Annotated in this window: 38 protein-coding genes and 6 other RNA genes; 31 read left to right on the forward strand and 13 right to left on the reverse strand. The window is 68.8% G+C overall.

Annotated elements, in window-relative coordinates:
* Window positions 1–3: 3 nt before the first annotated feature.
* The 13 genes from OG294_RS24625 to OG294_RS24685 form a co-directional block, all read right to left on the reverse strand.
* Window positions 4–276, reverse strand: a complete 273-nt coding sequence (locus OG294_RS24625; RefSeq protein WP_327068722.1) for a hypothetical protein — start codon at window positions 274–276, stop codon at window positions 4–6.
* Window positions 277–374: 98 nt separating this feature from the next.
* Complete coding sequence (locus tag OG294_RS24630; protein WP_327068723.1) at window positions 375–716, reverse strand: phage tail assembly protein; 342 nt, start codon at window positions 714–716, stop codon at window positions 375–377.
* A gap of 56 nt (window positions 717–772) precedes the next feature.
* Entirely contained in the window at window positions 773–1,519 is a 747-nt protein-coding gene (locus OG294_RS24635; RefSeq protein ID WP_327068724.1) for a phage tail tube protein, read from the reverse strand.
* Between the two features lie 16 nt (window positions 1,520–1,535).
* Window positions 1,536–2,039 (reverse strand): hypothetical protein, encoded by a 504-nt coding sequence (locus OG294_RS24640; RefSeq protein ID WP_327068726.1) that lies wholly within the window; start codon window positions 2,037–2,039, stop codon window positions 1,536–1,538.
* Window positions 2,039–2,422 (reverse strand): DUF5403 family protein, encoded by a 384-nt coding sequence (locus tag OG294_RS24645; protein WP_327068727.1) that lies wholly within the window; start codon window positions 2,420–2,422, stop codon window positions 2,039–2,041. The genes OG294_RS24640 and OG294_RS24645 overlap by 1 nt, the downstream gene beginning before the upstream one ends.
* Window positions 2,422–2,757 carry a phage head-tail adapter protein gene (locus OG294_RS24650; protein WP_327068728.1) on the reverse strand — a complete coding sequence of 112 codons (336 nt, stop codon included), beginning with the start codon at window positions 2,755–2,757 and terminating at the stop codon, window positions 2,422–2,424. The genes OG294_RS24645 and OG294_RS24650 overlap by 1 nt, the downstream gene beginning before the upstream one ends.
* On the reverse strand, window positions 2,754–3,209 hold the full coding sequence (locus tag OG294_RS24655; RefSeq protein ID WP_327068729.1) for a hypothetical protein: 456 nt from the start codon (window positions 3,207–3,209) through the stop codon (window positions 2,754–2,756). The genes OG294_RS24650 and OG294_RS24655 overlap by 4 nt, the downstream gene beginning before the upstream one ends.
* Before the next feature lie 70 nt (window positions 3,210–3,279).
* Window positions 3,280–4,341: a hypothetical protein gene (locus OG294_RS24660; protein ID WP_327068730.1), complete on the reverse strand. Its 1,062-nt coding sequence runs from the start codon at window positions 4,339–4,341 to the stop codon at window positions 3,280–3,282.
* A gap of 79 nt (window positions 4,342–4,420) precedes the next feature.
* The gene (locus tag OG294_RS24665; protein ID WP_327068731.1) at window positions 4,421–4,888 is read right to left on the reverse strand and encodes a hypothetical protein; all 468 of its coding nucleotides are present in this window, start codon (window positions 4,886–4,888) and stop codon (window positions 4,421–4,423) included.
* Window positions 4,881–6,023 carry a VG15 protein gene (locus tag OG294_RS24670; RefSeq protein ID WP_327068732.1) on the reverse strand — a complete coding sequence of 381 codons (1,143 nt, stop codon included), beginning with the start codon at window positions 6,021–6,023 and terminating at the stop codon, window positions 4,881–4,883. The genes OG294_RS24665 and OG294_RS24670 overlap by 8 nt, the downstream gene beginning before the upstream one ends.
* Window positions 6,020–7,459 carry a phage portal protein gene (locus tag OG294_RS24675; protein ID WP_327068733.1) on the reverse strand — a complete coding sequence of 480 codons (1,440 nt, stop codon included), beginning with the start codon at window positions 7,457–7,459 and terminating at the stop codon, window positions 6,020–6,022. Before OG294_RS24675 ends, OG294_RS24670 begins: the two co-directional genes overlap by 4 nt.
* A gap of 27 nt (window positions 7,460–7,486) precedes the next feature.
* The gene (locus OG294_RS24680) at window positions 7,487–9,127 is read right to left on the reverse strand and encodes a terminase (RefSeq protein ID WP_327068734.1); all 1,641 of its coding nucleotides are present in this window, start codon (window positions 9,125–9,127) and stop codon (window positions 7,487–7,489) included.
* A 12-nt stretch (window positions 9,128–9,139) separates the two neighbouring features.
* Window positions 9,140–9,568, reverse strand: a complete 429-nt coding sequence (locus OG294_RS24685; protein WP_442789207.1) for a phage terminase small subunit — start codon at window positions 9,566–9,568, stop codon at window positions 9,140–9,142.
* Between the two features lie 686 nt (window positions 9,569–10,254).
* Between OG294_RS24685 and OG294_RS24690 the strand changes: the two genes are divergently transcribed.
* The 31 genes from OG294_RS24690 (at window position 10,255) to OG294_RS24840 (ending at window position 24,453) form a co-directional block, all read left to right on the forward strand.
* A complete protein-coding gene (locus tag OG294_RS24690; protein WP_327068736.1) occupies window positions 10,255–11,214 on the forward strand; it encodes a hypothetical protein in 960 nt (319 codons plus the stop codon).
* 33 nt (window positions 11,215–11,247) lie between these two features.
* Window positions 11,248–12,033: a hypothetical protein gene (locus OG294_RS24695; protein ID WP_327068737.1), complete on the forward strand. Its 786-nt coding sequence runs from the start codon at window positions 11,248–11,250 to the stop codon at window positions 12,031–12,033.
* A gap of 119 nt (window positions 12,034–12,152) precedes the next feature.
* Window positions 12,153–12,626, forward strand: coding sequence for a Pycsar system effector family protein (locus tag OG294_RS24700; RefSeq protein WP_327068738.1), 474 nt, complete (start codon window positions 12,153–12,155; stop codon window positions 12,624–12,626).
* Between the two features lie 79 nt (window positions 12,627–12,705).
* Window positions 12,706–13,143 carry a hypothetical protein gene (locus OG294_RS24705; RefSeq protein WP_327068740.1) on the forward strand — a complete coding sequence of 146 codons (438 nt, stop codon included), beginning with the start codon at window positions 12,706–12,708 and terminating at the stop codon, window positions 13,141–13,143.
* A 1,259-nt stretch (window positions 13,144–14,402) separates the two neighbouring features.
* Window positions 14,403–14,660, forward strand: a complete 258-nt coding sequence (locus OG294_RS24710) for a hypothetical protein (RefSeq protein WP_327068741.1) — start codon at window positions 14,403–14,405, stop codon at window positions 14,658–14,660.
* Window positions 14,661–14,676: 16 nt separating this feature from the next.
* Window positions 14,677–14,741: hammerhead ribozyme type II (locus OG294_RS24715), an RNA gene on the forward strand.
* A 21-nt stretch (window positions 14,742–14,762) separates the two neighbouring features.
* A complete protein-coding gene (locus OG294_RS24720) occupies window positions 14,763–15,416 on the forward strand; it encodes a hypothetical protein (RefSeq protein WP_327068742.1) in 654 nt (217 codons plus the stop codon).
* 30 nt (window positions 15,417–15,446) lie between these two features.
* An RNA gene (locus OG294_RS24725) (hammerhead ribozyme type II) lies at window positions 15,447–15,514 on the forward strand.
* 19 nt (window positions 15,515–15,533) lie between these two features.
* A complete protein-coding gene (locus tag OG294_RS24730; protein WP_327068743.1) occupies window positions 15,534–15,947 on the forward strand; it encodes a hypothetical protein in 414 nt (137 codons plus the stop codon).
* Window positions 15,944–16,267, forward strand: coding sequence for a hypothetical protein (locus OG294_RS24735; protein ID WP_327068744.1), 324 nt, complete (start codon window positions 15,944–15,946; stop codon window positions 16,265–16,267). Before OG294_RS24730 ends, OG294_RS24735 begins: the two co-directional genes overlap by 4 nt.
* A 25-nt stretch (window positions 16,268–16,292) precedes the next feature.
* An RNA gene (locus tag OG294_RS24740) (hammerhead ribozyme type II) lies at window positions 16,293–16,379 on the forward strand.
* 19 nt (window positions 16,380–16,398) lie between these two features.
* Window positions 16,399–17,145 (forward strand): DUF2786 domain-containing protein, encoded by a 747-nt coding sequence (locus OG294_RS24745; protein ID WP_327068745.1) that lies wholly within the window; start codon window positions 16,399–16,401, stop codon window positions 17,143–17,145.
* Window positions 17,146–17,197: 52 nt separating this feature from the next.
* A complete protein-coding gene (locus OG294_RS24750; protein WP_327068746.1) occupies window positions 17,198–17,344 on the forward strand; it encodes a hypothetical protein in 147 nt (48 codons plus the stop codon).
* 26 nt (window positions 17,345–17,370) lie between these two features.
* Window positions 17,371–17,622 (forward strand): hypothetical protein, encoded by a 252-nt coding sequence (locus OG294_RS24755; RefSeq protein ID WP_327068747.1) that lies wholly within the window; start codon window positions 17,371–17,373, stop codon window positions 17,620–17,622.
* On the forward strand, window positions 17,619–17,873 hold the full coding sequence (locus OG294_RS24760; protein ID WP_327068748.1) for a hypothetical protein: 255 nt from the start codon (window positions 17,619–17,621) through the stop codon (window positions 17,871–17,873). The genes OG294_RS24755 and OG294_RS24760 overlap by 4 nt, the downstream gene beginning before the upstream one ends.
* The gene (locus tag OG294_RS24765; protein WP_327068749.1) at window positions 17,870–18,265 is read left to right on the forward strand and encodes a hypothetical protein; all 396 of its coding nucleotides are present in this window, start codon (window positions 17,870–17,872) and stop codon (window positions 18,263–18,265) included. Before OG294_RS24760 ends, OG294_RS24765 begins: the two co-directional genes overlap by 4 nt.
* 8 nt (window positions 18,266–18,273) lie before the next feature.
* Window positions 18,274–18,336: hammerhead ribozyme type II (locus OG294_RS24770), an RNA gene on the forward strand.
* Window positions 18,337–18,354: 18 nt separating this feature from the next.
* Window positions 18,355–18,906, forward strand: coding sequence for an antirestriction protein ArdA (locus tag OG294_RS24775; RefSeq protein WP_327068750.1), 552 nt, complete (start codon window positions 18,355–18,357; stop codon window positions 18,904–18,906).
* A 103-nt stretch (window positions 18,907–19,009) separates the two neighbouring features.
* Window positions 19,010–19,231 carry a hypothetical protein gene (locus OG294_RS24780; RefSeq protein ID WP_327068751.1) on the forward strand — a complete coding sequence of 74 codons (222 nt, stop codon included), beginning with the start codon at window positions 19,010–19,012 and terminating at the stop codon, window positions 19,229–19,231.
* A gap of 16 nt (window positions 19,232–19,247) precedes the next feature.
* Window positions 19,248–19,481, forward strand: a complete 234-nt coding sequence (locus OG294_RS24785; RefSeq protein ID WP_327068752.1) for a hypothetical protein — start codon at window positions 19,248–19,250, stop codon at window positions 19,479–19,481.
* Window positions 19,482–19,525: 44 nt separating this feature from the next.
* Window positions 19,526–19,595, forward strand: an RNA gene (locus tag OG294_RS24790) — hammerhead ribozyme type II.
* Between the two features lie 23 nt (window positions 19,596–19,618).
* Window positions 19,619–19,879: a hypothetical protein gene (locus OG294_RS24795; protein WP_327068753.1), complete on the forward strand. Its 261-nt coding sequence runs from the start codon at window positions 19,619–19,621 to the stop codon at window positions 19,877–19,879.
* Complete coding sequence (locus OG294_RS24800) at window positions 19,873–20,121, forward strand: hypothetical protein (RefSeq protein ID WP_327068754.1); 249 nt, start codon at window positions 19,873–19,875, stop codon at window positions 20,119–20,121. The genes OG294_RS24795 and OG294_RS24800 overlap by 7 nt, the downstream gene beginning before the upstream one ends.
* The gene (locus OG294_RS24805) at window positions 20,111–20,344 is read left to right on the forward strand and encodes a hypothetical protein (RefSeq protein WP_327068755.1); all 234 of its coding nucleotides are present in this window, start codon (window positions 20,111–20,113) and stop codon (window positions 20,342–20,344) included. The genes OG294_RS24800 and OG294_RS24805 overlap by 11 nt, the downstream gene beginning before the upstream one ends.
* Window positions 20,341–21,591, forward strand: coding sequence for a DNA cytosine methyltransferase (locus tag OG294_RS24810; protein WP_327068756.1), 1,251 nt, complete (start codon window positions 20,341–20,343; stop codon window positions 21,589–21,591). The genes OG294_RS24805 and OG294_RS24810 overlap by 4 nt, the downstream gene beginning before the upstream one ends.
* A 23-nt stretch (window positions 21,592–21,614) precedes the next feature.
* Entirely contained in the window at window positions 21,615–21,929 is a 315-nt protein-coding gene (locus OG294_RS24815) for a hypothetical protein (RefSeq protein ID WP_327068757.1), read from the forward strand.
* A 23-nt stretch (window positions 21,930–21,952) separates the two neighbouring features.
* Window positions 21,953–22,019, forward strand: an RNA gene (locus tag OG294_RS24820) — hammerhead ribozyme type II.
* A gap of 17 nt (window positions 22,020–22,036) precedes the next feature.
* Window positions 22,037–22,660 (forward strand): hypothetical protein, encoded by a 624-nt coding sequence (locus OG294_RS24825; protein WP_327068758.1) that lies wholly within the window; start codon window positions 22,037–22,039, stop codon window positions 22,658–22,660.
* 16 nt (window positions 22,661–22,676) lie between these two features.
* Window positions 22,677–23,522 carry a deoxynucleotide monophosphate kinase family protein gene (locus OG294_RS24830; protein WP_327068759.1) on the forward strand — a complete coding sequence of 282 codons (846 nt, stop codon included), beginning with the start codon at window positions 22,677–22,679 and terminating at the stop codon, window positions 23,520–23,522.
* 56 nt (window positions 23,523–23,578) lie between these two features.
* On the forward strand, window positions 23,579–24,028 hold the full coding sequence (locus OG294_RS24835; RefSeq protein WP_327068760.1) for a hypothetical protein: 450 nt from the start codon (window positions 23,579–23,581) through the stop codon (window positions 24,026–24,028).
* Window positions 24,025–24,453, forward strand: coding sequence for a hypothetical protein (locus OG294_RS24840; RefSeq protein WP_327068761.1), 429 nt, complete (start codon window positions 24,025–24,027; stop codon window positions 24,451–24,453). Before OG294_RS24835 ends, OG294_RS24840 begins: the two co-directional genes overlap by 4 nt.
* Window positions 24,454–24,460: the final 7 nt, after the last annotated feature.

The raw sequence follows: 24,460 nt of genomic DNA on the forward strand, positions 1-24,460 counted from the left end.
GCGTCACCTCCGGGTGAACTGCTGGTAGATCCCCGCGACGGAGGTGTGCTTCTTGGCCGGCGCCTTCTTGGGCTGCACCGTGGGGCGCGGCCAGGGCGGGATCTTCGGCGCCTTGCCCTTGCCCCAGTTGCCGGTAGCCCGGGTGTTCTGGTTGAGCGCGTCGAAGGTATCGGCCGCAAGGTAGCGATCGATTCCCCAGCCGAAGTACTCCCGGCCGCCGGAGGCGAGGGCGACGGTCAGGGAGGTGTCGGGAAGCCTCTGCGCGAGCAGGAGCACCAGAGCGGGGCTCGGGCCCCGGCCTGCGATCACGTCACCGAGGTCGATGCCGTAGTGGAAGCGCAGGTCGGGGTACAGCCCCTCTCCGAGCTCGTCGATCAGCCGCGCGAGGCTGAGGCTTCCCCCACCTGGGTGCTCTCGCCGTAGGTCTCGAAGATCTGGGCGAGCACCGCGAGGTCGCCGCCGATCTCGGTCAGCAGCGCGTCGGCCTTCTGGCCGTTGTCGGACACCAGCCGGATGGCGTCCTCCAGGAGCACCTGCTGGTCGGCGCCGTCCTTTTCGAGCCTGTCCTGGAGCTCGTGGAGCTTGTCCCGGCTGGCCTTCGGCAGACGGAGCGGGTTGACGAGGTGGACCACGTCGCCGGTGCCGAGGTCGATGTCGGTCGAGGCGTACTTCGCGTCGGCGGCGGCGCGGATGTCGTCAAGGGTGTAGCTGGCCAAGGGGGTTGCAACCTCCGGGAATAGTCAGACAGGAAGGAGAGGGGGGCGGGCGGCGATCAGGTCGCCTGGCCGGCGACCCAGGCGGTGCCGTTCCAGTACGTCTTGGAGGCATCGCCCAGCAGGACGTGCTTTCCGGTCGTCCAGGCCGTGTTCGGGCTGGCTACGAGGCCGGACATGGCTGCCAGGTTGGCCGGGGTCACGGCGCCGGTCGGTGTGAAGGAGCCCGGGGTTCCGGCGGTCGCGCCGGTCGCGGGGAAGGAGGTGACACCGAGCGGAGTCACCGCGTACGTCCAGGAGTTGGAGCCGTATGCCATCGGCTTCACGCCGATCGGCAGGCCGGCCAGCGACTCGGTGTCCGACAGGGACAGGTCGTCGGCCCGGTAGATCTCGGCCTTCGGGGCGTAGAAGGCGAAGTGGTGGCTACCGTCCACGAAGACGGCGAGGAAGGCCGCGACGGTCGGGGTCGGGTCGGTCGGGACACCCACGCTGCCGTCCGGCAGGAGCGGCGCGTTGGAGCCGTAGAACAGGCGCAGGCCCGCCACGTCGAACTGCTGGAGGGTCAGTGCCATCGTCTCGGTGCGCGCCGAGTACTTCGTCCGCAGGTTCTTGTTCTGGAGCGTGCCGATGACGGTTGCGTCACCGCCCTCGGAGCTGATGCCGAAGATGTCTTCCAGCGACGTGTGCCCAACGGTGTCCCAGGGCGAGGTGGGGGTGAGTATGTCGGTGGGCATCGACGTGCCGGCCGGTGCGGTCAGGAAGTTTCCGCTGCCGACGACCAGTGTCGCGTCGTCGTTGATGGGCAAGAGCGAGGCTCCTTACTCAGGGGGGTGGTTGGGCGTAAGGGCGGCTCCGCGGACGACGGATCTCGATCTGGTACGTGGTCTCGTAGCGCCACACACCTACCGGGAGGTCGGCGTATTGCACGGGGCCGGAGCTGGTTGACCAGTCCGGAGCCCGGCGGGGAGCGGAGTTGAGGTTCGCGCGGGTGATGTGGCCCCGGCCGGGTATGACCTTGTGCTTGAGCCACGCGTCGCGGATGGTCACGCGGACCGCCTCCGCGAGGATCGCCGCGTCCTCGTCGCCGTCGGGGTCCTCGCAGAAGGTGTGCACCGTGACGAGGGCGGAGTCCGTGAAGCGCGGATCGCCGTCCCAGGAGCCGAAGTTCGGGTCGCGGCGGAGTAGGACGAGCGGGAAGGTCTGGGCCTTGCGGATCAGGGACTGCACCTGGATGCCGGGCAGCCCCTCGCGCAGGACGGCCAGGAGGAGGTCCTCGACGGGGGACAGCTCGGCCATGGCCTTGATGCGGTTGGGCAGGCCGGCCATCAGAGCCTCACCTTGTTCTTGCGCTTCTTGGGCAGGTTCGAGGCGCGGGCCAGGATGTACAGGCCGTCCATCTCGCCCCAGCTGACGGTCTCGCGCCTGCCGGTCTTCGGGTTGAGGACTTCCTTCTCTCCCGCCTGGCGGCCGTACTCGATGGACAGGGCCGCTTTGTCGCCGCGATCGTCGGAGAGGACCACGTAGAAGTCCCAGTCACCCTTGACGATGTCGATCTCGGCGTGGCCTTCGAGCCGGTGCTCCAGGAGCAGCTCCTCGGCGCGGACGGCGATCTCGAACGCCTTCTGCTCGTGGACGGCCTTGACCTCGTCGAGTCCGGCGATGACCTCGCCGAGCGACTTGCCGTTGAGGCCGCGGTAGACGTACGCCATCAGGGCCGCTCCCGGATGTCGATGGACCAGTGGCGGGTGCGGCGCGAGCCGTGGTGGTAGGCGGGCGGTGAGACGATGTCCCACTGCTTGCCGTCGAACTCGACGCGGGACCACAGGGTGACGTCGTTCAGGGCCGGGTCGACGAGCATCCGGACGATGTTGATCTGCTGCTGGCCGGGGACCTCGGCCTTGGAGGAGCGCTGCGGGATGAACGCCGCGCGGACCTCGTGAGGGCCGTCGCCGTCCGCGAGGAGGACCTGGTTCCCGCGCCTGTCGGTGATCGTCTTCGTCTTCCAGATCCGGGCCTTCTGGCCGCGCCTGCGCTGCACGCTCACCAGGGCCCCCGGTCATCGGAGAAGAGCGGGAACCGGTCTCCGGCGTAGTCGACGGGCACCAGGCCGCCCGTGCCTGGGCGGAGCTTCGTGCCCCAGGCGCTGATGGCGACGCTGGACAGGCCCGGCTTGCGTCCACCGAGCTCGGCCAGTAGCCGGATCTCCTCGCGAGTGAAGTACACGGTGCCGGCATCGCGGCCGATGTCCGACCAGGCGAGCGTCTCGTCCCCCGCGCGGGACTGTGTATAGCCACCTGGGTTGCGCAGGTAGCGGGCCGACGCCTTGAGGACCAGCGTCTTGACCAGGCGGGGCGCCTTGTCGGCCGGCCAGTCCCGGCCGTACTCGGCCGCTAGGTCGGAGGCGTCCTCCAGCGCGGCCTTGGCGATGCGCAGTTCGTCCTCGTCGAGGGCCCAGTCGAGGCGGCCCGTTAGCTCGTCGACAGTGGCGTACGCCATGGGCGAGCCTCCTTTCGGGCAGGGCCGTGCAGGGGCCAGCCCGCGCGGAGCCGGCCCCTGCACACGGGGGTTAGACGTTGGCCGGGTCGGTCTCCGGCTTCATGCCGGCCGGGGTCCAGACCTTGGCGTCGGAGATGCCGGTGATCTTCGCGAGCTCGGAGGCCGCGGCGGGGTAGTCGCTCTTGCCGTCGAGGGTGAGCTTGATGCCGCGCACGAAGTGCTCCTGCGAGCTGATGATCTCCTTCTCGGCCGCGTCGTCCCAGCCGACCAGGATGTCCGTCACGCTGCGGAAGCCGTTGTAGGTGTTCACCACCGAGCGGTCCTGGAGGTACAGGCTGTCGTAGTCGCGAATCCAGCGCAGCGCGATGCCCTCGAAGGACGTGGTCGCTCCGTACGGAACGGACTGCGGCACCGACGGGGCGCCGGACAGGAAGATGAACGCGGAGCTGGCGAAGGCGTAGGCCGCGTCCGAGGGGATCGTCTGGTCGACGACGATGCGGAAGCCGTACCGGTCGCCCAGCGATGCGGTGCGCAGTGCGGACTCGGCCTCGGAGTCGCCGACGTTCTGGGCGAGGTTGAGCCTGTCGTCGTTGAGCAGGGCGGACTCGAAGTCGGAGCCGACCAGCAGGTAGCGGCCCTCCTTCGGCGCGTGGAAGGCGTTCAGCACGCGGCGGGCTTCGATGAGCGCGCTGCGGAGATTCTGCTGGGCGTTGCCGATCGTGACGTTGTACGTCTGGCCGGTGAGGGTCTTGACGGCCCGGCGCTGGAGGCCACGGCCGACGGCCTTGACCTGCGGGCGGAGCAGGGTCGACCACTGGTCGATGTCGAAGTCGTTCTGCTCGTCGGTGAGCTTGACGGCCGAGTAGGAGTTGCCGCCGAAGGTGACGGCGATCTTCCGCTCGGAGTACTCGTCGAACTGGATCGGCTGGCTGCGGTCGTTGCGCCACGCGTAGTCGTGGAAGGGGAGGATGCCCTCGACCTTCATCGAGATCGTGTCGTTGTCGGCGCCCTTGAACTGGTCGATGCCGTGCTTCTGGAACAGGTTGGGAATCAGGAGCTCCTGCTCCAGCATCCCGACGGCAGTGTTGACGAGCTTCTGCGGCTTGACGACCTGGTGCTGAGTGGTAGGCAAGGGGTTCTGCAACTCCGGGGGCATAGAGAAACCCCCGGGCCGGGTGGCTCAGGGGCGGGAGGATCGTTTCTTCAAGGCGCTAGATGCGCCGGGAGCGGCGCGCGAGCTTGCGCGGGTCCATCTCCCCGTCGTCCTCGTCGGACGGGTTCAGGCCACCGCCCAGCGACTCCGGTGCCGGCGGGGCAAGGAACGACTGGAGCGCCTTCGCGTCGGCCTCCAGCTCCTCGACGGTGCCGCCGCGCAGGCGGGCGGCGAGCGCCTCGGGCAGCTCGTAGCGGCGGGCTACCTGGGCCACGACCAGGGAGTGCTCCAGCTCGGCGTTCTTCGACTTCACCTCGGCGAGCGCCGCCTCGAACTCCTCCGGGCTGCGGGCCTCGGTCAGCTGCGTCTCAGCGTCACGCAGGCGTGTGCGGTACGACGCAGCCTCAGCGCGAGTCTTCGACAGCTCCCTGCGAGCCCAGTCGGGGAGTTCGTCCTCCGGCGACGGAGCGGGCTGTTCGTCTGCGGGCTTGGTCTCGTCGTTCGGGTCAGTGTTCTGCTCAGACACGGGTCACGCCTCCTGGGCTGTGGTCGTCGGGTTGCCGCGCCGCCTGGGCTGCGGACTGGTGGTGTACGCGCTGCTGGGCGCGCAGGAAGCGCCGCCAGGCGTTCAGCGCGGCCTTGCCGCTGTAGCCCTTGGTGCCCTCCGGCCACAGCGCCTGGTACTGCCGGTTCAGCTCGAACAGGCCACTGCCGTCGAACTGGGAGCGGCTGAAGATCGGCTCGGCGTAGCAGTGGCAGTGGTCGTGGAAGAGGTCGCCGTCCTTGTAGGTGGCGGACCGCTCGCTCTTGTAGGCGACTCCGCGGCTGATCAACATCGCGCAGAAGCCGCACGGGGTGCCGGTGCGCGACAGCCGCACGTAGCCAAGCGCGCGGCCGTCCCGGCTGGTGTGGTGCCAGACCGTTGACCGACCGCCGTTCATCGCGACCCGGCCCGCGGCTCCGGCCTGCTGGGCGCCCGCCTGGCGGTGCGCCTCCTCGCGCTGCCGGTCCGCGTGCTTGGCGGCCTGGTCGCCGTCGACCTGCGAGAGCCGCTTGTCGAGGTTGCGGCTACCGAGCGCGTCGAGCACCGTGCGGAGTTCCTCCTCCGCCTCCCGCTCGATCCGGTCCTCCTCGTCGCGCAGGCCCTCCAACTCCTCGACGAGGACGTGCTCCCAGTCCTCCGCGTGGTCGTCGAGGTCCCGGCCGTCATCGTTCTGCAGCGCCTCCTGGGCGTCGTGCTCGGTGCGGCTGGCCTGCTCGCTGACCGGCCGGTCGACCGCCTCGCTTGGGTGGGCAGAGGCGCCCCCCGGCGCGGGCGGCTCGTAGGTGCCGGCCAGCTCGCCGAACTGGCGGCGCAGGTCGCCGAGCGTCACGGTCGAGGGCTCCGGGTGGTACGGGTCGGCGATCGTCGTACCTGTCTGGAGCGCGCGGGCGAGGCGGTAGTAGGCGCGGGCCAGGTCGCGGGCCATGCGCCTGCGGCCCATCACCAGGGTGATCGCTCGCCGCAGCCAGCCTGAGGCCGTAGCCGCGCGTTGCGCGGCCGGGACCTCCGACCAGAGGGCGAACGCGTCGGCCGTGGTCTCCGCGCCGATCTGGCTGAGCGCGAGGTGGAACGCCTCGGCGGCCCGGTCGGCGTCGTCCTGCCGTGCTGGCCGCGTCACGCCGCCACCGGCAGCGGTCGGGCCGCAGGTTCGGGCGTCGCCCGCTTGAGGGCTGTAGCCAACTGTCCGACAGAGTCGTCCTCTTCGGCCTTCTGCTCCCAGTCCTCCAGCTCGGTCTGCGTGACGCCCGGAACCCGTGCCCACAGGCCGCGAGCGGGGATGCCGAGCTGTTCGCGCAGCTTGCCGAGTGCGTCAGCGGACTGTGCGAGGCTGCGGGACTCCATGTCGCGCCACATCACTTCACCCCGGTAGTCGCCGGCCGACGCGAGGTTGCCCGCCAGCTCCGCGGCGAGACGGAACACCCGCTCCCACGACTCGCCGAACGCCACTCTGAATTCGGCGATCTTCCGACTCAGCGCGGTCTCGGCCGCCAGGAGCGCCTCGGCGCTCAAGTTGGCGATCTGGCCCAGGAGATGGTGCGGCGGGGTCTGCGAGGCGGCACTCAGGTGTCGTACGGACATGTCGATCGAGTCGATGAACCCCTGCAACGGGGTCTCGTCCAGCGAGCCGAAGCGAACATCCGGGTCCTCGGCGAAGAGGAACCGCTTGGCGTTGTGGTTGATCGGCAGTGGCACGGGGTTGCCGGCCGCGTCCAGAACCGGCTCGCCGGTCTCCGGGTCTCGCTGGATCGGTGGTGCCATGCCGGAGACGGTCCGAACCTTGGTGCTGCCGTACGTCTGGGCCAACAGCAGATCGAAGACGCTCTGGTTGATCCGGTCCTGGAGGGCCATCATCGGCTCGATCACGCCGACCGTGCGGCCCTCCAGGTCGACCGACGCGGCGAAGCGAGTGACTGGGCACTCGCCCGCACCGTGCCGACGCGCCTCCGAGACGGCGATGCTGCTCGGGTCGTCCAACGACAGGAAGCGCACCGCGTACTCGTTGCGGGCATCCCACAGTCGAGCCCGGCCGGCGTCATCGCCGGTGGGCCAGGCCGTGACCGTCAAGGCCGCGAAGGGGGTGTCGTCGTTGGCCGGGTCCTCGAACAACGCGGCCGTCCGCAGTGCGGACAGGCCCTTCGTGCGGATCTGCCCGGCCCGCGACCGCTCGGTCACGGTGAAGCTGTGGCCGTAGGTGAGAGCACCTCGGTACACCGCAGCCTGCCGGGCGTCCAGGCGGCTGCGCTGCCAGTGCTCCCACTCCACCGTCGTGGAGTCAGCGGCGGCCCGTGCCTGTCCGCCCGAGTCACCGGGGCGAAAGGCATCGACGTACAGCGCCTGTGCGGGCGTCGAGACCAGCAGGGGCATCCAGTTGGACACGGCCCGCCGGGCCAGCAGTCGGTACTCGTCGTCGGCCTGCGGCGGCATGTACGGGTCGTCGTGGCTGCCGTGGAGGTAGTCGTCGATCCGGCGCAGTCGGGCGCCGTCGCGGCCCAGGACGGCGAGGAGCTGCCGCGCGAGCGCAGCAGGAGAGACGGAGGCGGCCAGGGTGATCACCGCCTTCGTTACACTCTTACAATTGGGTCACAGGAAGAAGCCGCGGCCGGAGCGGGCGCGGACCTTCTTGCCTCGGGCGCGCAGGTCGACGAGAGCCTCGTGCGCGAGCATCAGCGCGGCATAGGCGTCGACCTTGCGGGGGGAGTCCTTGGTCTCCTTGCCGAAGCTGATGCCGTAGTTGTTGGTCCGGCGAACTGCGTTGAGCACGTGGCGCCGCAGAGCGCGGTCGCCGTCGTGGATGAGCTTGCGGTCGAAGATGCTCCGCATCAGCCGCTCGTGCGCGAAGGTGCTGGTCTTGAGGCTCGACCTCATGTCCCAGCCGATCGCGTCCCGCCCCGGGGCCTTGACGGCCAGGCCCTCGCCGTACGCCTCCGACCACTCGGAGATGTAGCTCTCCCACAGGGCCACGTCGGCGTAGAAGCCCTGCACGTTGAAGACGCGGAAGGCGTCGTGGACGGCCGAGTCGACCTGGCCCCGGGGAACCTCCCAGCCCTGGCCCTGCGGCCCGTCGGGTTTCTCCCACAGGCCGAGGATGCAGCTGTACATGTCGCTGAGGCGCAGTGCCACCAGGCAAGTTGAGTCGTCGCGGAGGCCGCCGTCGAAGCCGAGCACGATCTCGTCGCCGGCCACCAACGTCGCGGTGTCGTCGCGGAGCACGTCCCACTGGGCCGGACCGTAGAGGGCATCCTCGCTGGCCACGATCTGGTTGAGCCACATCCGACGAGAGCGGCTGGGGGCGATCGTTGTGTCGAGGATCGACTGGAGGATCGTCTCGACCCGCAGCCAGACTGCGTCCCCGCGGATCTTCGGCAGGACGATGCGGATCGCTTCGGGCGTCAGCGGGGTCGCAGGGTGGGCCTCGATCGAGTCGTACATGAAGCCGACGTCGGTGGCCCGGCCTTCGAGGATCTTCTCGTACGCCTCACGCATCCGCTCGGCGACGGAGTCCTCACCGGGCAGATAGGCGTTGGTGATCGCCAGGTACCGCGAGTCCTTCTTGGTCGCGTTCCCGTCGATCGTCTCGTACATCCGGTCGCCGTTGTTGCCGGTGACCCAGTGGTGCGTCTCGTTGAGCACCGTGAACGTGACACGGCCGCCTTCGAGCGCGCGGAAGGAACTCGTCACCGCTTCGAGGCGCTGCCGGCCACCGTTGGCCCGGATCAGCTCGGCGCCCGCCTTGATGCCGTAGGTCTCGATGAGTCGGTCGCTCATCAAGCTGGGCATCAGGGTCATCGTGTTGCGCGTCTGGTCGCGCGAGACGGCGGCGATCTGCACCCAGGCTTGCGGGTGTGGCACGGCGACTGGTTGGCCGTTCTCCCAGTGGGAGAAGCGTGACGGGCCGACGAACTCGACCAGGGCGACGACGGCCAGGAGCGGGTCCTTGCCCCAGCCCTTGAGCCGCTGGAGCACGCCTTTGCGGGAGGTGAACCGGCCGGCCTCGTCCACGGCGAACCAGTGGAGGAGCCAGCGGAGTTGCTCGGGGGTGAACCGCCAGGGGCCACCGTCGTCGGCCCGCAGGTACTCGGCGCACCAGCCCGCGATCTGCCAGCCAAGGGTCCACCGGGGGAGGCGCCAGGAGCCGTCCGGGTCGCGCTGCCAGGTCGGACCGAGGAACGAAGGGGCGAGACCGTCGATCTCCTCGTCGGTGAGAGCAGGGGGCGTCTGCAATGATCACCCCCGCTACTCGGCGAGCCCGAGCTCCCTCTTGTAGTCGGCGATGGCGAGCACCGCAGCTGACTGCACCTCAGGCTCAGGCTCGTGCAGCTCGATCCGCACACGGCGCCGGTCGCCCTCGGCCACCAAGAGCCGCTCGAAGGCGGAGTAGATGGTCTGGAGCATCTGGCCGCTCCGCTTGCCGGACTGCTTGTAGACGGAGAGGTCTTCGCAGAGCGAGTACGCGAACGCCCAGTCGGAGTTCTGGTAGAAGTCGGCCTGGCCGGATGACTTCAGCGAGTCCCACAGCCGCCGGGCGATCGGGTGCCAGTCGGGGTCAGCACCCGGGATCTCGACGTCGCGCATGACGCCCTTGGTCACGGGCTGAATCTCGCTGCCCTTACGCTCTCGCGGGCGGGCGAGGTCCGCCTCTCGGTTGGGCACAGGGCCGGGCATCGCCACCTCCTCACAGCAGGCCGGGGTGGTCCTCGGCCCTGCGGAACCGCCGGTCGTGCCGGCGCCGGGCGGCTGCCTTCGCGGCGGCCCCTTCTCTGGACGACTTGACCCGGTGATGCCACCCGCAGAGCGATCTCAGGTTGGCCTCTCGGTGGTCGTCACCGGGTCGGATGTGGTCCACGTCCGTGGCGGCTTCGGGGCACCGCACGCCGTAGTGGTCTGTGGCGGTGCAGCGGTGGCCGTCTCTGGCCAGGACGCGGCGCCGGATCTGCGGCCAGTTCGGCGGCAAGCGAAGTCGTCGGTCGGAGGTCGTCCAGGACATGAGCCTCCTGGGTCGAGCAACGGCGGCGACTAAGGAGCTTCACCAGGTGGCCCCCGGCCGGGGGCCCAGCAGAAGGCTGCAACGGCGAAGGAGCTTAGAGGAGTTGGGCGCCTACGGCGCCCCCAGGGGAAGCTTCATCAGCTTCAGCCTTCTACTCATATATACGGAGCTGGTGCCCGGTTCTGGAAGCGGCCCGCCCGTGACTGCGGTCACACTCTTACGGATCATGGATAGTGGAACAAGTTCAAGTCTTGCATTCAGAGTGACACTCTTACTATGGTTCGTTCGACAACCCGTCAGACGCAGCGGGCCCCGGAAGCGCGCCTACGCTCCCAGGGCCCCGACCTAGAGATGAGTCCTCTAGATGCGAGTGCATCGTAACCGGCACGACCGCGCCTTCGTCGTCGTGCCCAACGCCGCAGCCCGACACGACCGGCTCTCACTGGCCGCCGTCGGCCTGCTGGTCCGCCTGCTGTCCCTGCCGGACGGCTCCGCCGTCACCATCGAGAAGGTCACGGAGCAGGTCGAGGAGGGGAAGACGGCCGTCGCCAAGGCGTTCAAGGCGCTGGAAGGTGCGGGCTACCTCCGTCGCCAGCGCTCCCAGGACCCCGACACCGGCCGGTGGCGCACCCACACCCACGTCTCCGACATCCCGATGAACCACATCCCGGCGGTCGGTGAGCCGGAGGCCCGGAGCGTCGGCGATCTCCCCAAGGGGGAAAAGCACCAGGCAAAGAACCTCCTCCCGAACCCTTCGCCGACGGGCGGCGGCCAGCAGCCGGACGCGGCTGGCAGCAAGGAGGAGGAGAGCCAGCCCGAGGGGGAGAAGGCCCCGGCCGCCCCGGCTGACGCCGAGACCGGCCGGGCAGCCGCGGTGCTCGCCAAGCTCGGCGAGAGCGACCGGCGCCTCGCGCTCGGCACCACCGACGTACTCCGTCTCGCTCCGCTCGCCGCCCAGTGGCTCGCCGACGGGCACACCCAGCTCAAGCTCGCCAGCGTCCTTACCGCCCGCCTGCCGGAGCAGGTCGACTCCCCGGCCGCCCTGATCGCCTACCGCCTGAAGTCCCACCGCCCGGCCAAGGCGGAGCCGACGCCTGCCCCGCAGCCGGACACCCGCGCCCGCTGCCAGCAGTGCGACGCCGTGTTCCCCCCGGGAGCTATCCACAGCCTGTGCAAGACGTGCTCGCAGGAAGCGCGCCGAGATCAGCCCGGCCCCGCCGACAAGGACGGCCTGATCGCCGCCATCCGCCAGCGGCGTGCCAGCGGCACCTTCGCCAAGGGCGCCCGCAGCCGCTTCATCCCGGCCATGCCGGCCGCCGCCTGACAGCCCGACGCGCACAGAGAGCACCACACACCGATGTCTTCGATGCACATGCCCTGGTACGCCCGCGTCGTCTTCACTGCTGGCAGGCCGTTCGTCCTCGTGGCAGCCCTGGTGATGTCCGTGCCCGGTGAGATCCGGATGGCACAGATCGCCGGCTGGCACGGCTGGGTCACCTGGCTCATGCCAGTCTCCGTCTCCGTCTACGCCGGCGCCGCCGCCGTCATCTCCGAGCACCGCCGCCACATCAAGGCGCCCGGACGGGCCAGTGCCACCATCGGCGCCGGGGCCGCGCTCGGCCTGGCACTGGCAGCCCAGGTGATGGCACACCTCTTCGACAAGGGGTACATCGCCACCTCGGGATTCCTCGTGGCGGCCGTCTCAGCCGTGCCACCGCTCGTAGTGGCACACATGCTGCACATGGCAGCGACTCCGGAAGCCGAGCTCTCCGCCGCCGAACGGATTCACGAGCTGGAGGTCCTGCTCGACGTGATGGCGAACGAGGTGGCAGAAGCGCTCGACCGCGAAGGACGGGAGCTCGTGTCGCTGGCGGCCGGGATCGCGAACGGCCTCGACGAGCTGGCGGAGGAGGCGGCCGACCTGGCAGACGAACTGGAGGCTGACCTGGCAGAGCCGGACCCGGCGGACACCGCGCCGAAGCGCCAGACCCGCCAGGCAATCCCGCTGACAGAAGTCCATGCGGCAGTCGCCGCCATCCGAGCAGACAAGGAGCGGCGGCTCACCGGCCCCGCCCTTGCCAGCGAGCTCGGCTGCTCGACCCGCTCCGGATACCGCTACCTCCGGCTGGCGACGGCGGCCTGACAGCCCGCCTCACTTGCCCGGCCCCCCCCGGCCCGCCCAACCCCCGCTTCCGCTGGGTTGGGCGGGCTTTTTCGTGCCGCCACCCGGGCGGCGCGAACAGCTCTGATCGAAGGAGAACCGTGGAACACCCCAGCAGCAACCCCGACCTGAACGAGGCCCTCGCGCGAGCCCACGACGAGGTGACCACCGACATGGGCCGGATGGAGGCGAAGATCGCGGCCCTGCTCTCCGCGCTCGGCCTCCCGCTGGCGGTCCTGGCGGCCGTCATCCCCGGCCGCACGCTCTCCACCGCCGTCGCCCTCTTGGCCGGCCTGGCCGGTGCCGGGCTGGCAGCCGGAGTCGTGACCGCGCTGCTCGCCCTCCTGCCCATCGGCGTCTACAAGGAGCCGCGCGGCTCCTTCTTGCGCTGGGCCTCGTGCACGACGGCGGACGAAGTCCTCGACGACCTCGCTGAAGACCGCCGCCCCGAGCGGCTCATCCGCCGGTCTGCCCTGCTTCGCAGGAAGTTCCGGGTCTTCCGGATCGCGATCTACATCAGCATCGCGGCCGTGCTGACCCTCGCGCTCGCGCTCGCGGTAGCACTGGCCGGATAGTTGGTCAAAGCAGTGCGCGACCTGACGGTAGCGAGCGCTATCGTCGGTCGCGTACCGCAACCGACGAACGGAGAAAGCTGTGGGAGCCATCCAGGAGCCCACCCGAGAGATGGGCCCGTACGGAGTCGAGATCCGCTCGGAGTCCTTCTACCTCAACCGCACCGAGGCCGGAGGGTGCACCGTTCCCAGCCGGCACGAGGCCGTCGTGCCGGCGGCCGACCTGACGTACTTGGCAGCGGCCTTCGAGCAGGTGCGTGGGCACAAAGCCTGGCGCCTGCGGGAGTGGGCTGCCGGCGATCCGACCGATACCTCCTGGACCCTTCCGCCGGACGGGACTGGCGAGGCGCCGGACATCGCCTGGCAGGTGAGCCGCGACGGCGACAAGCTCAGCATCCGAGGCCCGTGGACCGTCTACGGGGTCGAACGCGGGGTGCTCTTCACCGAGCTCCGGTACCTCGAACTGACGAGCCTCGACGAGGCGCTGAAGGCGCTCGGCGGCGGTACCGACGCGGGCTGATCGGACGGGCCGCCCTGGCTGAACGGCCTTGGAACCGTGGCAGAATCCGAGCGGCTAAGACGTGGCGGTCCGCGAATTCGTTCTCCGGGGGTCATACCCCCACCCCGTACGGCTCGGCTCGGCATGCACTACGGTCGCGCGTCGCACGCGGGCACACTCGCCCCCCCACACCCCCGAAGAGGAACGCGCGCGCTGGACCAGCCAACAGGGCCCGGGAAGGCCGTCACGGGGCCACTCAGGGGCTCATCACATGGCCCCTGACCTGCGCTTATGTGACCCGATTTGCAAGAGTGTGACTGAATGCGTAATGTTCTCCCCGTCGCCACCACGGGACGCCAGCCGCAAGGCAGGGCGAACCACGGGAACCGGCAAGCAAGTTGAGCGAACGTAAGAGTTGCGACGCAAGGCCAGCCCGTCTAGGGTTGGAACCAACGCCGAACCCGGGTGACCGAGAACGGGCCGCAAGAGCGGCGCCGCCGGAACGATGGGCAGGCGGGATCGCAATCGCCGATCGTAAGAGTTGCGAAACGAAGGACCGGCCCGATAGGGTCGGACTCGACGCCAGGCCGGTCAGTCCGGAAGGCGCGAAGATCTTGAGCTTGACGCTCACCCGGCCCCACCCTTCGGGAGTGGATGTCGCAGCCGCCAGCAGGCGGTGTGGGTGGGTGCGCAGGGCGACGGTAGGCCCGAAGATGCGCGATCCGGAGGCGGGGCATCCCGCCTGTGATGGCAGCGTGTTGGAGACGACGCCGAACCCCTGGGGTACAGCCAACGTAACAGGCAGTGGCGCGGATTCTTCGTCCGCAGTCCCGCCCGTACGGCCTTGGTGAAGCCGTGAACCGCCTCGATCCGAGGCAGGCGCGGTGGGAAGCTGTCCACGGATGCCCGTGGGTGGTGGCGTCAGGGGAACCGTGCGGACTTCCGAGGTCAGGGCTCACCGTTCACTCGAACGGGCCGGAGAGATCCGGTCGGAACGAAGCGAAGCGGCCGGGAGGGACCGGCCAGTCCTGCGGGTGGGGACGGTGAGCCCGGTGATCGGAGTAATCCCGCCGCTGAACCCCAAGCCGAATCACCCGAGTTGACTGTCCGGCCCGAACGGGCCGGGTGCCTTCCGGACGCCGTGGGCGTAGGTGCGAAGCCGCCGGAAGGTTCTATGCGCCCCGATCGTAAGAGTGTAACTAATCGGTGCGTGCTCGCCATCCGTTGATCGACGGGCGGCGCCGCGTCGGGCTCTGCCCGGCGACACCTTGAGGAGAAACATGAGCATCACCATCACCCCTGTGGCCCTTGCCAAGTCTGCCGTCCCCGCGCTGGACCCGATCGAGCAGGCCGCGAACTTGGCGGAGCGCAACTTCGAGCTCGGCCGGCAGCTGGACGCTGCCCGTGCAGAGCTGGCCCGCCGCGATGTTCGAGAGGTGATCTGGGTTGACGTGGTCGAGAGCCTGCTGGGTCGGGTCGACGAGCTGGAGACTGCGGTCGTGATCCTGGAGTGCGCCCTCGGACTTCCGGCGGCCTGAATGTAAGAGTGTAACTAGGCGAAACGCCCTTCGGGGCGTCCGCCCGGGGTGGTGCCCGGGTGCTGAAGATGCCAGCCGCATCGTGCATGAAGTCGAGGTCACATGAACGCCGTGGTCGTTGCTCCGAGCGACGCGAACTACAACCTGATGCTGGTCGTCGGGCAGCCATATAAGGGGGTGCCCGGGGCCACCCAGACGACGTACATCCAGGAGTACCTCTCCGAAGAGCCCTACGACGTGACGCTGTTCGTCCCGGAGGGCTGGGAACTCCTCGAAGACGAGTCGGAGGAGATCGTGCGCGGCAGTCACGCCTGTGACTGCTGCGGCATCGAGGTCGTCGGACGCCGGCAGTGCCGGGAGTGCCGGGAGAATCCGGACGGCTGCGATCCCGCGGTGACGTGGCACTGCTTCACGGACCACTGTGACGGGCGCGGATGCACCTTCCCTGGGGAGTGTGAACCCGACCACGAGGTCCGCGTCTGGCGCGAGGATGGCGTCCTCGTCGGCCTGTGGGAAGTGCGGGTCGAGGCGGCCGAACGAGTCGTGGTTGTCCAGCGTGAGGGGTACGAGCGAGACGCCGCCTCCGTCTTCACGAGTCTGTGGTCGGCCTGGCAGTACGCCCAAGGCTGCGCGGCGATGCATGCCCAGACCCTCCGCGAGGAGTGCGGGTGCGATGACGAGGACTGCGGCGCGATCTACGAGCACGGCATCTCGGTGCAGGAGGTGGCCTCGAACCCCGACCTGGCCCGCGCGTAGTGGCGTCCAGCCGATCGTAAGAGTGTAACTAGGCGAAACGCCCCCTCCGGGGGGCGTCCGCCCGGGGTGGTGCCCGGGTGCTGATGAGCCAGCCGCTCAGTTCGAAGCGAGGTCCCCATGCGGAAGACCCTGTGCAAGATCAACCGAAAGCTCAACCCCTGGGCCGGTCGGCGTGCCGAGCGCGAAGCGCACCAGCAGTTCGGTGACGCCGCGATGGCCTACCTGGAGTGTGCGGAGCACACCTCCGCTGCGTACGACCAGCTCCGGAAGGACGTGAACGAGTTCGCCGACATGTTCAACGACGGCATGCTCGCCTCCATGGTCGGCGGCAGGTTTACCTGTGGCGAGGCCGATGCGCTCGTGCGGTTCTTCGCCCGGGTCGGCCGCGAGGAAGTCGCCGAGCTGTGGCTGGAGTGCCACGCCGAAGAGGACGACGACGCGGACGACCTCCACAAGACCTTCGACGACGAGGACGCCAAGGACGGGACGGTCGTTGACCTGGGCAAGTACCTCGTCGAGCTGGCGGCATGACGGCGATGGACTGCGATTTCTGTGTCGTCGGTGAAGTCGCCTGGGTCTTCACCCTCCCGATGGGCTTTCTCCCCTCGATCGCGAGCGGCCCGTTCGGTGTCGACCTCCTCGACGACGGGGGCTGGAACGCCTGCGGCCCCTGCGCCGAGCTCGTCGAGCGGCGCGACAAGTCCGAGCTCATCGCTCACGTGCTGGCCGTCTTCACGGAGCACCGGTTGATCCCCAACTCCAGTGCCTTTGAGCTCGCCATCGTGACCGGAAACCTCGACGAGCAGTACTCCGCGCTGTTCGGCGCCGAGCCCACGAAGCAGCCGATCTGAGCCCGGACGCCCTGGGCGATCCGCAAGGCGAAACGCACACGTCTGCCCGCGAGTCGGCCGGCGTGTGCGTCGAGGGGGAGTGGTGTCCCCCTCCTGACGATGCCAGCCGCATCACGACCAACGAGGTACACATGACGACCCAGAACAACCCCATGCTCGCCAAGGTCCGGGCGATCCTGGCCAAGGCCGAGGACCCCGCCGCGTCGCCCGAGGAGGCCCAGGCGTACTTCGCCAAGGCCGCCGCGCTGATGGCGAAGTACGGGATCGAGCGGGCGATGCTCGCCGACGCCAAGCCGGAGACCGACCGTCCCACCACGCGAGTCATCGTCGAGAGCGGCTCCTACGTCCTCGACCGCGTGAACCTGCTGATGTCGGTCAACGAGGCGCTCGGCGGCCAGTCCGTCCGATGGCGCACCTGGGACAGGACCGCCCGCAAGTATGTCCAGAGGGTCGAGCTGCACGGCTACGAGTCGACGCTCGACCGCGTCGAGATGCTCTACACCTCCCTCATGCTCCAGGCATTCAACGGCATGAAGCACGGCACGCCCCGCATGGGCGAGTCCACGACTGCCTACCGCAAGACCTGGCTGGCCGGGTTCCGCAGCGCAGTGTTCCAGCGACTGACCGACTCCGAGCGCCAGGCCGCAGCCGAGGCCGACCTCTCGCTCCCGGCCGGCAGTCGCTCGGCAGAGCTCGTGCTCGCCTCCCGCGATGATGCGATCCTCGCCCTGTTCAAGGAGGCACACCCGAAGGTCCGCACCGCCCCGAAGCGCCGCCTGACCGGCTCCGGCTGGCACGCGGGCAACGCTGCGGGCAAGCGCGCCGACCTCGGCAACAACCACCTCGCGAACGCCCGCCGCACCGCTCTGGCCGCGTGATCCCGTGAGCCGTCGCCGCCGATTCCTCCTCACCCTCGCCGCCGGGGCCCTCTTGGGAGCCCCCATCCAGTTCGCCTACGACGCCCGGCACCACGCCCACGCGACCGTCACCGACTTCAACGACGGCTTTGCCGACTCCAAGCACGACGACTGCGAGCAGGGCTTCGCCGCCGCCTGCCAGTGGCTCGAAGCCCGCTGACCTCACACCCCCGAAAGGCAGTTCACGTGGAACAGATCAAGAACCTCGCCCGCGAAGTCCTCGCGATACACCGCGAGGTCGAGGAATGGCGGGAGGACCACGACCCGGGCTCCCAGGAGTGGTACACCCTGGTCAACCTCGCGGAGGTGGCAGCCCGGCTCGTCTTCGCCCTACCCGTCGAGATGCTCCCGGAGGAGGAGGTCCGCACCCCGAACCCTCGCGAGTACGAGTTGCTCGACGAGATGATCGCCCTCATCGGAGAGGAACCGGCCCGATGAGCGCGCCCAGCTTCGACGAGGCATTCGCCAAGTTCCAGGACGAATTTCCCGACGTGTGCCTGACCTACTGGGAGCGCTGGGAGCTGGAGGAGTACGCGACCGACGAGGACGACGAACAGCGGAAGCTGACCGAGTTCGAGTGGCTCCGGGCCAAGGACGTCCTGGTCGACGCTGTGTACGAGGTCGTCTCCTCCAATGGCGCACTGTCGGAATCGGCCGGCCGCGCGGTCGGCGAGGCGGGCGCCCGATGAGCTGGAAGTACGAAGTGCTCATCTGCCTGGCGCCAGACAATCACGGCGACTCGTGCCAGCTGTGGACCCCTGGTGACACCTTCTTTGACCACGGGTTCCGCGACGCCTTCAAGGCCGCAGCCACCCAGGCCCACGCCATCGTCCGCACCGTCAGCCCGCACAACGGCAACGTCTGCACCGCCTTCCACCACATCGAGGGTGGCGGCCTGTGCGAGTGGTGCGGCCCGGCGACCGGCCGCCGAGGACCGTGGATGCGCACGCCCGCCGAGGAGCGGTTCATGTGCGCGCCGTGCGTTGCCGACGCCCAGAACTCCATGGACGCGCTCCACAAGGCCAACGGCTGGTCGCGAAGCCGTTCGTACTGGCCGGTCCTGGAGAAGGCCGAGAAGTAGACCCGACAAGGCGAAACCCCGGAAGGGGTCGCGGGGGAGTGGTGTCCCCCGCCTGACGAAGCCAGCCCTTCATTGAACTGCGAGGACACATGCCCACGATCCTGACCGACACGGACGCCCCGCGCGTCTGGATCGGATGCCTGGCCTGCTACAACGCGGGCTTCCTGACCGGCGACTGGCACGACGCCGACGTGGCCGACCTGGTCACCCCTCAAGATCTGCACGCCAAACCGACCGATCACGAAGAGCTGTGGGTCATGGATCATGACAACTTCCTCGGCCTGATCGAGGGTGAGTGCTCTCCTTCCCACGCCACTGAGATGGCCGAACTCCTCGCCGAGATCCCGCCTTACGAGCGTCAGCCCTTCGCGATCTGGTTCAGCACCTACGCAGACGACGACGCCGATCCGGCCGACGCGGTCGGGGAGTTCCGGGACGCCTTCTGTGGTGAGTGGCGGTCCGAGGCCGACTACGCCCAGGAGCACGCCGAGGAGCAGATGGACGAGGAGAGCAAGGAGCTCCTGACCCAGTGGCCGTTCAGCGACATCGACTGGGAGCGAGCCTCCCACCACCTATTCACCGGCGGCTACACCGCCGAGGACGCACCTGGGGGCGGCATCTATGTCTTCTGCATCGGCTGAATGGCGGCCGGCCTGCCTTGAGTGCGGCGCGGTGCCCGAACTCCTCGACGAAGACCTCACCTGCGGCCCGTGCCGCATCCGAATCCACCTGAAGGGCCAGATCGTGCAGAAAACCGTCAAGTTCTCGGTCGAGCGGACCACCGAGGCGGAGGTCGAGCTGGAGCTGACCGTCCCCGAGGAGTTCCTTGACGAAGACGGAGAGATCGGTGACGAGGACGGCTTCTGTGAGTGGCTCAACGACAACCCGGGCGAGTGGGAGCTGTCGGAGCCGTTCTTCGAGGAGATCCAGGGCACCACGGTCCTCGAAATCCTCAACGCCTACTGATCACAGGAGACCAGCTATGAACCGATGGACCGTAGTCGCACTGCACGACGAAGACAGCGAGGCCCTCGTGGTCGCCGGAGTGGTAGCTGGATGGCACGGCGACGAAAGCACCTCGATCTACACCAGCGACAACCTCTACCGGCTCACCAGCTTCATAGAGGCGCCGACCGCCGACGCGGCCGAGGCGAAGGTGATCCAGGAATTCGAGACCGCTCTCGCCGAGATGGCCGCAGAGACCGACCTGGTCTGACGCAAGGCGCCCGCCCTGCCTGACAGGACAACGGGCGGGCGCCAAGGCGAAACCCCGGTGGTGAATCGGGGTCGAGGTGGGGTGGTGCCCACCTCCTGACGATGCCAGCCGACATCAATCACTTCCAAGGATACGAGATGCCCAATACCCACGTGCGGACGCCGGTTGCGCCGCCCGACAACGTCGTCCGCTGCGTCGAGTGCAACGGACCGATACGCCACCCCGAAGGCAAGCCGTACGAGTGCGTCGACTGCGGCCGAGGCATCTACGGGAGCGACGGCCTCGTTCGACCCGGGTACTACTGGGAGATCACCGATGCCGGGTGGCTCACCAGCGTTGAGTACGACGAGGACGAGGACGAGTACGACCGGCTGGAAGAGGAGTTCCTCGGATGGTGAAGTCGCACTCCTACCGCCTCCACCTGCCGCTGGAGTTCGAGACGCCGGCCGCCGCGCTCGCCTGGTTCGACGAGGCCCAGCGCACCGGCCTGCTCCCGGCAGACGTGGACCTGTTCCACCCCGACGCACTCGACGCTGCCCAACACGGCTTCAGCACAAGGGACCTGATTGTCCGGCGCACGCGGGACCGGATCGCCAGCCTCGCCGTCCGTGCGGGCCAGGGGGCCAACCATGGCCGGTGAGTACGGCAAGTGCGCCTGCGGGTGTGGGAAGTCCCGACTCGTCAAGGTCCGGATACCAGCGATCACCATCACCGTCGATCGCGACCGGTGGGCGGAGGAAGACGGCGCCGGGCCGGACGGCGGCGCGGTCCGCAAGTCCGTCGTCGAGTACGTGTGCAGCTCCGTCACCGACCTGTCGATGCTCGAAGTCACTGAGGCCACCGTCAAGATCGGTGACCGGTGAGCGTGACCACGGCCACCCTTCCCGACCTGGAGGAGCTGGTCGACTGGTCGATCGAGGAGCTCGAACAGCTCGCTGCCCCATGGCCGGCACGGTGGCTCCTGCCACCGAAGCCCGGCGATCCGGAGCGCGTCGTCTACCTCTTCGCAGGCCCGGGTGGCCTCGAAGTCGGCACACGAGACGTACTCGGACGCGAACTCGACATCATCGGCGTCGAATCCAACAAGGACGCTGCGGCGACCGCGGTGAAGGCCGGCTTTCAGCGCATCGTCGCCGACGTGCGCACGCTCGACCCGCACCACCCGGCCCTGCGCTGGACGCGCGGCCTGATCGTCACCGCCCCGTGTCAGTGCTGGACCCCCGCAGGCAAGCGGGCCGGCCAGGACCCGCGTAACCAGCAGATCCTCCTGGACATGTTTACCTGCGCCTGGGAGGCCACGGTCGGAATCTGGGCCGAGCTGGACTGCACGGCCGAATGCCCGGACGAGTGCGACGAGTGCTGGGAGGGGTGGTCCGGCCCGATCTACGGCGTCGACGAGGTCCGCGCCATGGCCAAGGACCTGACCGACGAACGGATCGGCCTGCTTGCCGAAGTAGTGATCTGGGGCCTCGCCCTGTCCGTCGCCTCGTACGACTTCGGATGGATCGCGATGGAGCAGTCCAGCGCTCTGCCCGAGGTCATCATCGACGGCATCCGCGACGAGTTCCGGTGCGCGGACTGGCTGGCGATCAACTTCGAGGTCCTCGACGCCAAGGACTACGGGCTCGCCAGCCGCCGGAGGCGAACCTTCATGCTCGCAGCCCGGCACCGCTACTCCATCGCGGGCAGCACCAAGCCCGAGAGCGAAATCCCCACGACCACGGCGGCGCAGGCCCTCGGCTGGCCGCCCGGCATCAGAGTCAACACACGGGGTGTGCGCCGGACGGCCGGTGGGAACTGTTGGTCGGCCGACAAGCCCGCCACCGCGATCACATCGAAGATCCGGGGCTGGTACCGGGAAGACGATCCCTCCCACCGCTTCGATCTTGACGAGGCAGCGCTCCTGGTGGGCTTCCGGCCCGGCCACCCCTGGACCGGCTCCCGCTCGTCCTGCACCCAGCAGATCGGCGACGTGGTCGCACCGCCGATGGGCGCCGTTGTCCTGGGTGCGCTCCTCGGCATGGCCTGGGAGGCCCGGCTTCGCGAGTACCTCGCCGAGATCTACAGCACCCATCCGACCGTCCGGGCCGAACACGCACTGGCCGCCTGACCATGAACAGCAGAGAGAACCACATGAGCAAGTACACCGACACCGTCACGCTGACTGACGGAACCACGCTGAAGATCCGTACGGATCGCGGCATCACCGGAACGGTCTACCGCGAGATCCCCAGTCGCCAGCGCCCGGCCGGCAGCCTCATGCGCATCGGCACCACCATGCATCTCGTTACCCGCGGATTCCTGACCCCGATCGTCCCCGACCGCTGGGCCAGCGCCGCCGACGACGCGGAAGGAGCGGAGATCGCCCTCGCGTTCTTCACCGCGAGCGCCGAGGCGTGCATCGAGCACGCCAAGGCCGAGGGCATCCCAGTCGAGCAGTGCTACTAACCTCCACATTGTAAGAGTGTAACTGGCGAAACCTTCCGAGAGGGAGGTCGTCGCGGGGTGGCGCCCGCGGCCTGACGAGACCAGCCGAGAACGAGCAAGGAGACACCATGACCAGCGACCTGCTGATCGAGCGCGTCAACGCCACCGACCCCCGCAACCGCGCGGCGGACCCCTGGACGACCACCTACGCCGTCACTGGCCGGCGGATCTCGGGCACCGTCGAGATCGCCCCCCGATTCCATTCGCAGGGGTGGGAGTTCATGCCCACCGACCTGCATGTGGCCTACGGCTGGGACAAGTACAGCCGACATGTGGGCAGCCTGCACATCAACGGCGTTCAGCTCGAAGGCGCGCTGCACATCTCCACGAAGACGCCCCCCAACTGGCCGCTGGTGACGATCCGTCGCGTCACCGAGGGCTCGTACGGTGAGGCTCCTGAGGCCACCCAGCGACGTGGCCGGGAGATCCTTCAGGCCGTCGTGCAGGCGCATGTCGGCGACGAGCAGCACGCCTACGAGCAGGCGGCCCAGTATGCCCAGCATCTGCGGGCCTCCCGCCTGCGCGACCTCCGCGACAGTGAGCGCGACGCCTTGCGGGCACTGCGCGAGGCTCAGGCTGCCGTGTTCGCCGCAGGCGCCCGGATCGACGAGCTCGACGACCGCAACTTCGAGAAGGCCCTCGCCCTCCACGCACCCGCCCCGACCCGACCCGCCCGACCTGCGACCGCCTAACACCATGGAGACGAACGTGATCAACGACAAGAAGTTCGCCGAGTTCGGCCGCTGGCTCACCGGAAAGGCGGTCACTGCTGGCTTCGAGGTGGACATCCCACGCTCTGGAGCTCGCACGCGCCTCGCCGACGCGACCGGCATCGACAACGGAACCCTCTGCCAGGTGCTGAGCGGAGCGCGCCTCCCCGGCCCGAGCCACCAGCCCGTCCTCGCGGCGGCCGTCAACGTGGCCCTTGGCGAGTTCGAGCTACAGGTCCAGGACGCGCGGCGAACTGCCCCACGCACCACCGCCAAGGCCCGGGAGACCGCCTCGCCGCTCATCGGCTTGGCCGGACTTGCCCAGTGCGGCAAGGACTCCGCAGCCGGGTTCCTCGCCGAGAAGGGGTGGATGCGCCGCGCGTTCGCCGACCCCCTCCGGCAGATGCTCTACTCGCTCGACCCCCTCGTGCCCAGCCCGTGCGGCACCGGCCCGATCCGCCTTCGGATGGCCATCGACACACTCGGCTGGGACGTGGCGAAGGTGCAGATCCCCGAAGTCCGGGCCCTGCTCCAGCGCCTCGGCACGGACGCCGGCCGGGCGACCCTTGGCGAATCGGTCTGGGTGGACCAGATGTTCCGTCAGCGCGACTGGTGGGGGCCGACCGTCATCACCGACGTCCGGTTCCCAAACGAAGCCGACGCCATCAAGAGGCACGGCGGCCTGGTCGTTCAGATCGTCCGGCCGAGCCAGGAGCTCATCCAGGACTCTGACCATGCCAGCGAGCAGGCCCTCACCGGATACTCCTTCGACGCCGTGATCCTCAACCGCGGCAGCCTTGCTGAACTCGGGGACAGCATCCGGGCGACTGCGGCACGAATGTAAGAGTTGTTTCGCTCAAGCCATTGAGATAGTGTGACTAACGAAGAAAGGGGAACCCCTTGACCAGCACAAACACCCTCGTCCACACCTCCGCGGTCCTGGACCAACTGCCCATCGGTACCGAGATCAAGGACTACGAAGGCGACAGTGGCATCAAGGCCGCCGAGGGCTTCACCGTCCCCGGCTGGAAGACCCCGCTGGATGCCGACTGGTTCGCCTATCCGGTGACCGTTCTCAATCCGACGCCAGCCACCGCCAGCCTCGTCGCCGACTTGTCTAGCGAGCTCAACCTGCACTCCGTGCTCGAAGGGCTGCGGACACTCATCGGCAAGGCCGACGAGATGTACCGGCGCCAGGACGCCGCGATCGAGGCGGCGGCCGACCAGCCGGGCTTGAACACCGCCAAGATCGAGCGACTCGAAGCCCGGCACGACCGCGAGGCGGCCCGGATGCTCGACGACGTCCTCACCGCCATCGAGGCGCTCGCCGACCACCGGAGCGGCCCATGAGGCTAACCCCCCGCAAGGAGGAAGTCTCCGCAGTCAAGGCGCTCCTGGAGTCCGAGGACTTCGAGAGCGCCGACCAGATGGCCAAGGCCGTCATCAAGGAGGTCGCCGAAGTCCTCCAGATGCGCGACTGGTACGCCCTCGCACACACCTGGAGCGACGGCACCCGCGGACTGAACTGGGCACCCTTCGGCAGCGAGACCGAGGCCAAGTCGTTCGCGGACAAGATCGCCATCGGAGGCAGCGGGCGCCTGATCAAGCTGTACGCGCCCGGCGTGATGCTCGCCAACGTGGACGGCAAGAAGGGCTGGAAGGGGTACTGCCAAGACCCCGACTGCGGCCACGCCCCCTTCACCCACTCCACTGTCAGCGCCGCCCGAGGCGCCTGCCACATCCCCACCTGCCCCTGCGGGCAGTTCCGAAAGTAGACGGAGG

Origin of the sequence: Kitasatospora sp. NBC_01302 (genome assembly GCF_035976515.1) — a bacterium.
GTDB lineage: Bacteria > Actinomycetota > Actinomycetes > Streptomycetales > Streptomycetaceae > Kitasatospora.

What these genes read in the sequence shown, in the direction of transcription:
- OG294_RS24640 (WP_327068726.1), bottom strand. Translation starts at nt 2,039, where the DNA reads ATGGCCGGCCTGCCCAACCGCATCAAGGCCATGGCCGAGCTGTCCCCC.
- OG294_RS24645 (WP_327068727.1), bottom strand. Translation starts at nt 2,422, where the DNA reads ATGGCGTACGTCTACCGCGGCCTCAACGGCAAGTCGCTCGGCGAGGTC.
- OG294_RS24655 (WP_327068729.1), bottom strand. Translation starts at nt 3,209, where the DNA reads ATGGCGTACGCCACTGTCGACGAGCTAACGGGCCGCCTCGACTGGGCC.
- OG294_RS24685 (WP_442789207.1), bottom strand. Translation starts at nt 9,568, where the DNA reads ATGCCCGGCCCTGTGCCCAACCGAGAGGCGGACCTCGCCCGCCCGCGA.
- OG294_RS24690 (WP_327068736.1), top strand. Translation starts at nt 10,255, where the DNA reads ATGCGAGTGCATCGTAACCGGCACGACCGCGCCTTCGTCGTCGTGCCC.
- OG294_RS24695 (WP_327068737.1), top strand. Translation starts at nt 11,248, where the DNA reads ATGTCTTCGATGCACATGCCCTGGTACGCCCGCGTCGTCTTCACTGCT.
- OG294_RS24710 (WP_327068741.1), top strand. Translation starts at nt 14,403, where the DNA reads ATGAGCATCACCATCACCCCTGTGGCCCTTGCCAAGTCTGCCGTCCCC.
- OG294_RS24720 (WP_327068742.1), top strand. Translation starts at nt 14,763, where the DNA reads ATGAACGCCGTGGTCGTTGCTCCGAGCGACGCGAACTACAACCTGATG.
- OG294_RS24730 (WP_327068743.1), top strand. Translation starts at nt 15,534, where the DNA reads ATGCGGAAGACCCTGTGCAAGATCAACCGAAAGCTCAACCCCTGGGCC.
- OG294_RS24735 (WP_327068744.1), top strand. Translation starts at nt 15,944, where the DNA reads ATGACGGCGATGGACTGCGATTTCTGTGTCGTCGGTGAAGTCGCCTGG.
- OG294_RS24745 (WP_327068745.1), top strand. Translation starts at nt 16,399, where the DNA reads ATGACGACCCAGAACAACCCCATGCTCGCCAAGGTCCGGGCGATCCTG.
- OG294_RS24760 (WP_327068748.1), top strand. Translation starts at nt 17,619, where the DNA reads ATGAGCGCGCCCAGCTTCGACGAGGCATTCGCCAAGTTCCAGGACGAA.
- OG294_RS24765 (WP_327068749.1), top strand. Translation starts at nt 17,870, where the DNA reads ATGAGCTGGAAGTACGAAGTGCTCATCTGCCTGGCGCCAGACAATCAC.
- OG294_RS24775 (WP_327068750.1), top strand. Translation starts at nt 18,355, where the DNA reads ATGCCCACGATCCTGACCGACACGGACGCCCCGCGCGTCTGGATCGGA.
- OG294_RS24785 (WP_327068752.1), top strand. Translation starts at nt 19,248, where the DNA reads ATGAACCGATGGACCGTAGTCGCACTGCACGACGAAGACAGCGAGGCC.
- OG294_RS24795 (WP_327068753.1), top strand. Translation starts at nt 19,619, where the DNA reads ATGCCCAATACCCACGTGCGGACGCCGGTTGCGCCGCCCGACAACGTC.
- OG294_RS24800 (WP_327068754.1), top strand. Translation starts at nt 19,873, where the DNA reads ATGGTGAAGTCGCACTCCTACCGCCTCCACCTGCCGCTGGAGTTCGAG.
- OG294_RS24805 (WP_327068755.1), top strand. Translation starts at nt 20,111, where the DNA reads ATGGCCGGTGAGTACGGCAAGTGCGCCTGCGGGTGTGGGAAGTCCCGA.
- OG294_RS24815 (WP_327068757.1), top strand. Translation starts at nt 21,615, where the DNA reads ATGAGCAAGTACACCGACACCGTCACGCTGACTGACGGAACCACGCTG.
- OG294_RS24825 (WP_327068758.1), top strand. Translation starts at nt 22,037, where the DNA reads ATGACCAGCGACCTGCTGATCGAGCGCGTCAACGCCACCGACCCCCGC.
- OG294_RS24840 (WP_327068761.1), top strand. Translation starts at nt 24,025, where the DNA reads ATGAGGCTAACCCCCCGCAAGGAGGAAGTCTCCGCAGTCAAGGCGCTC.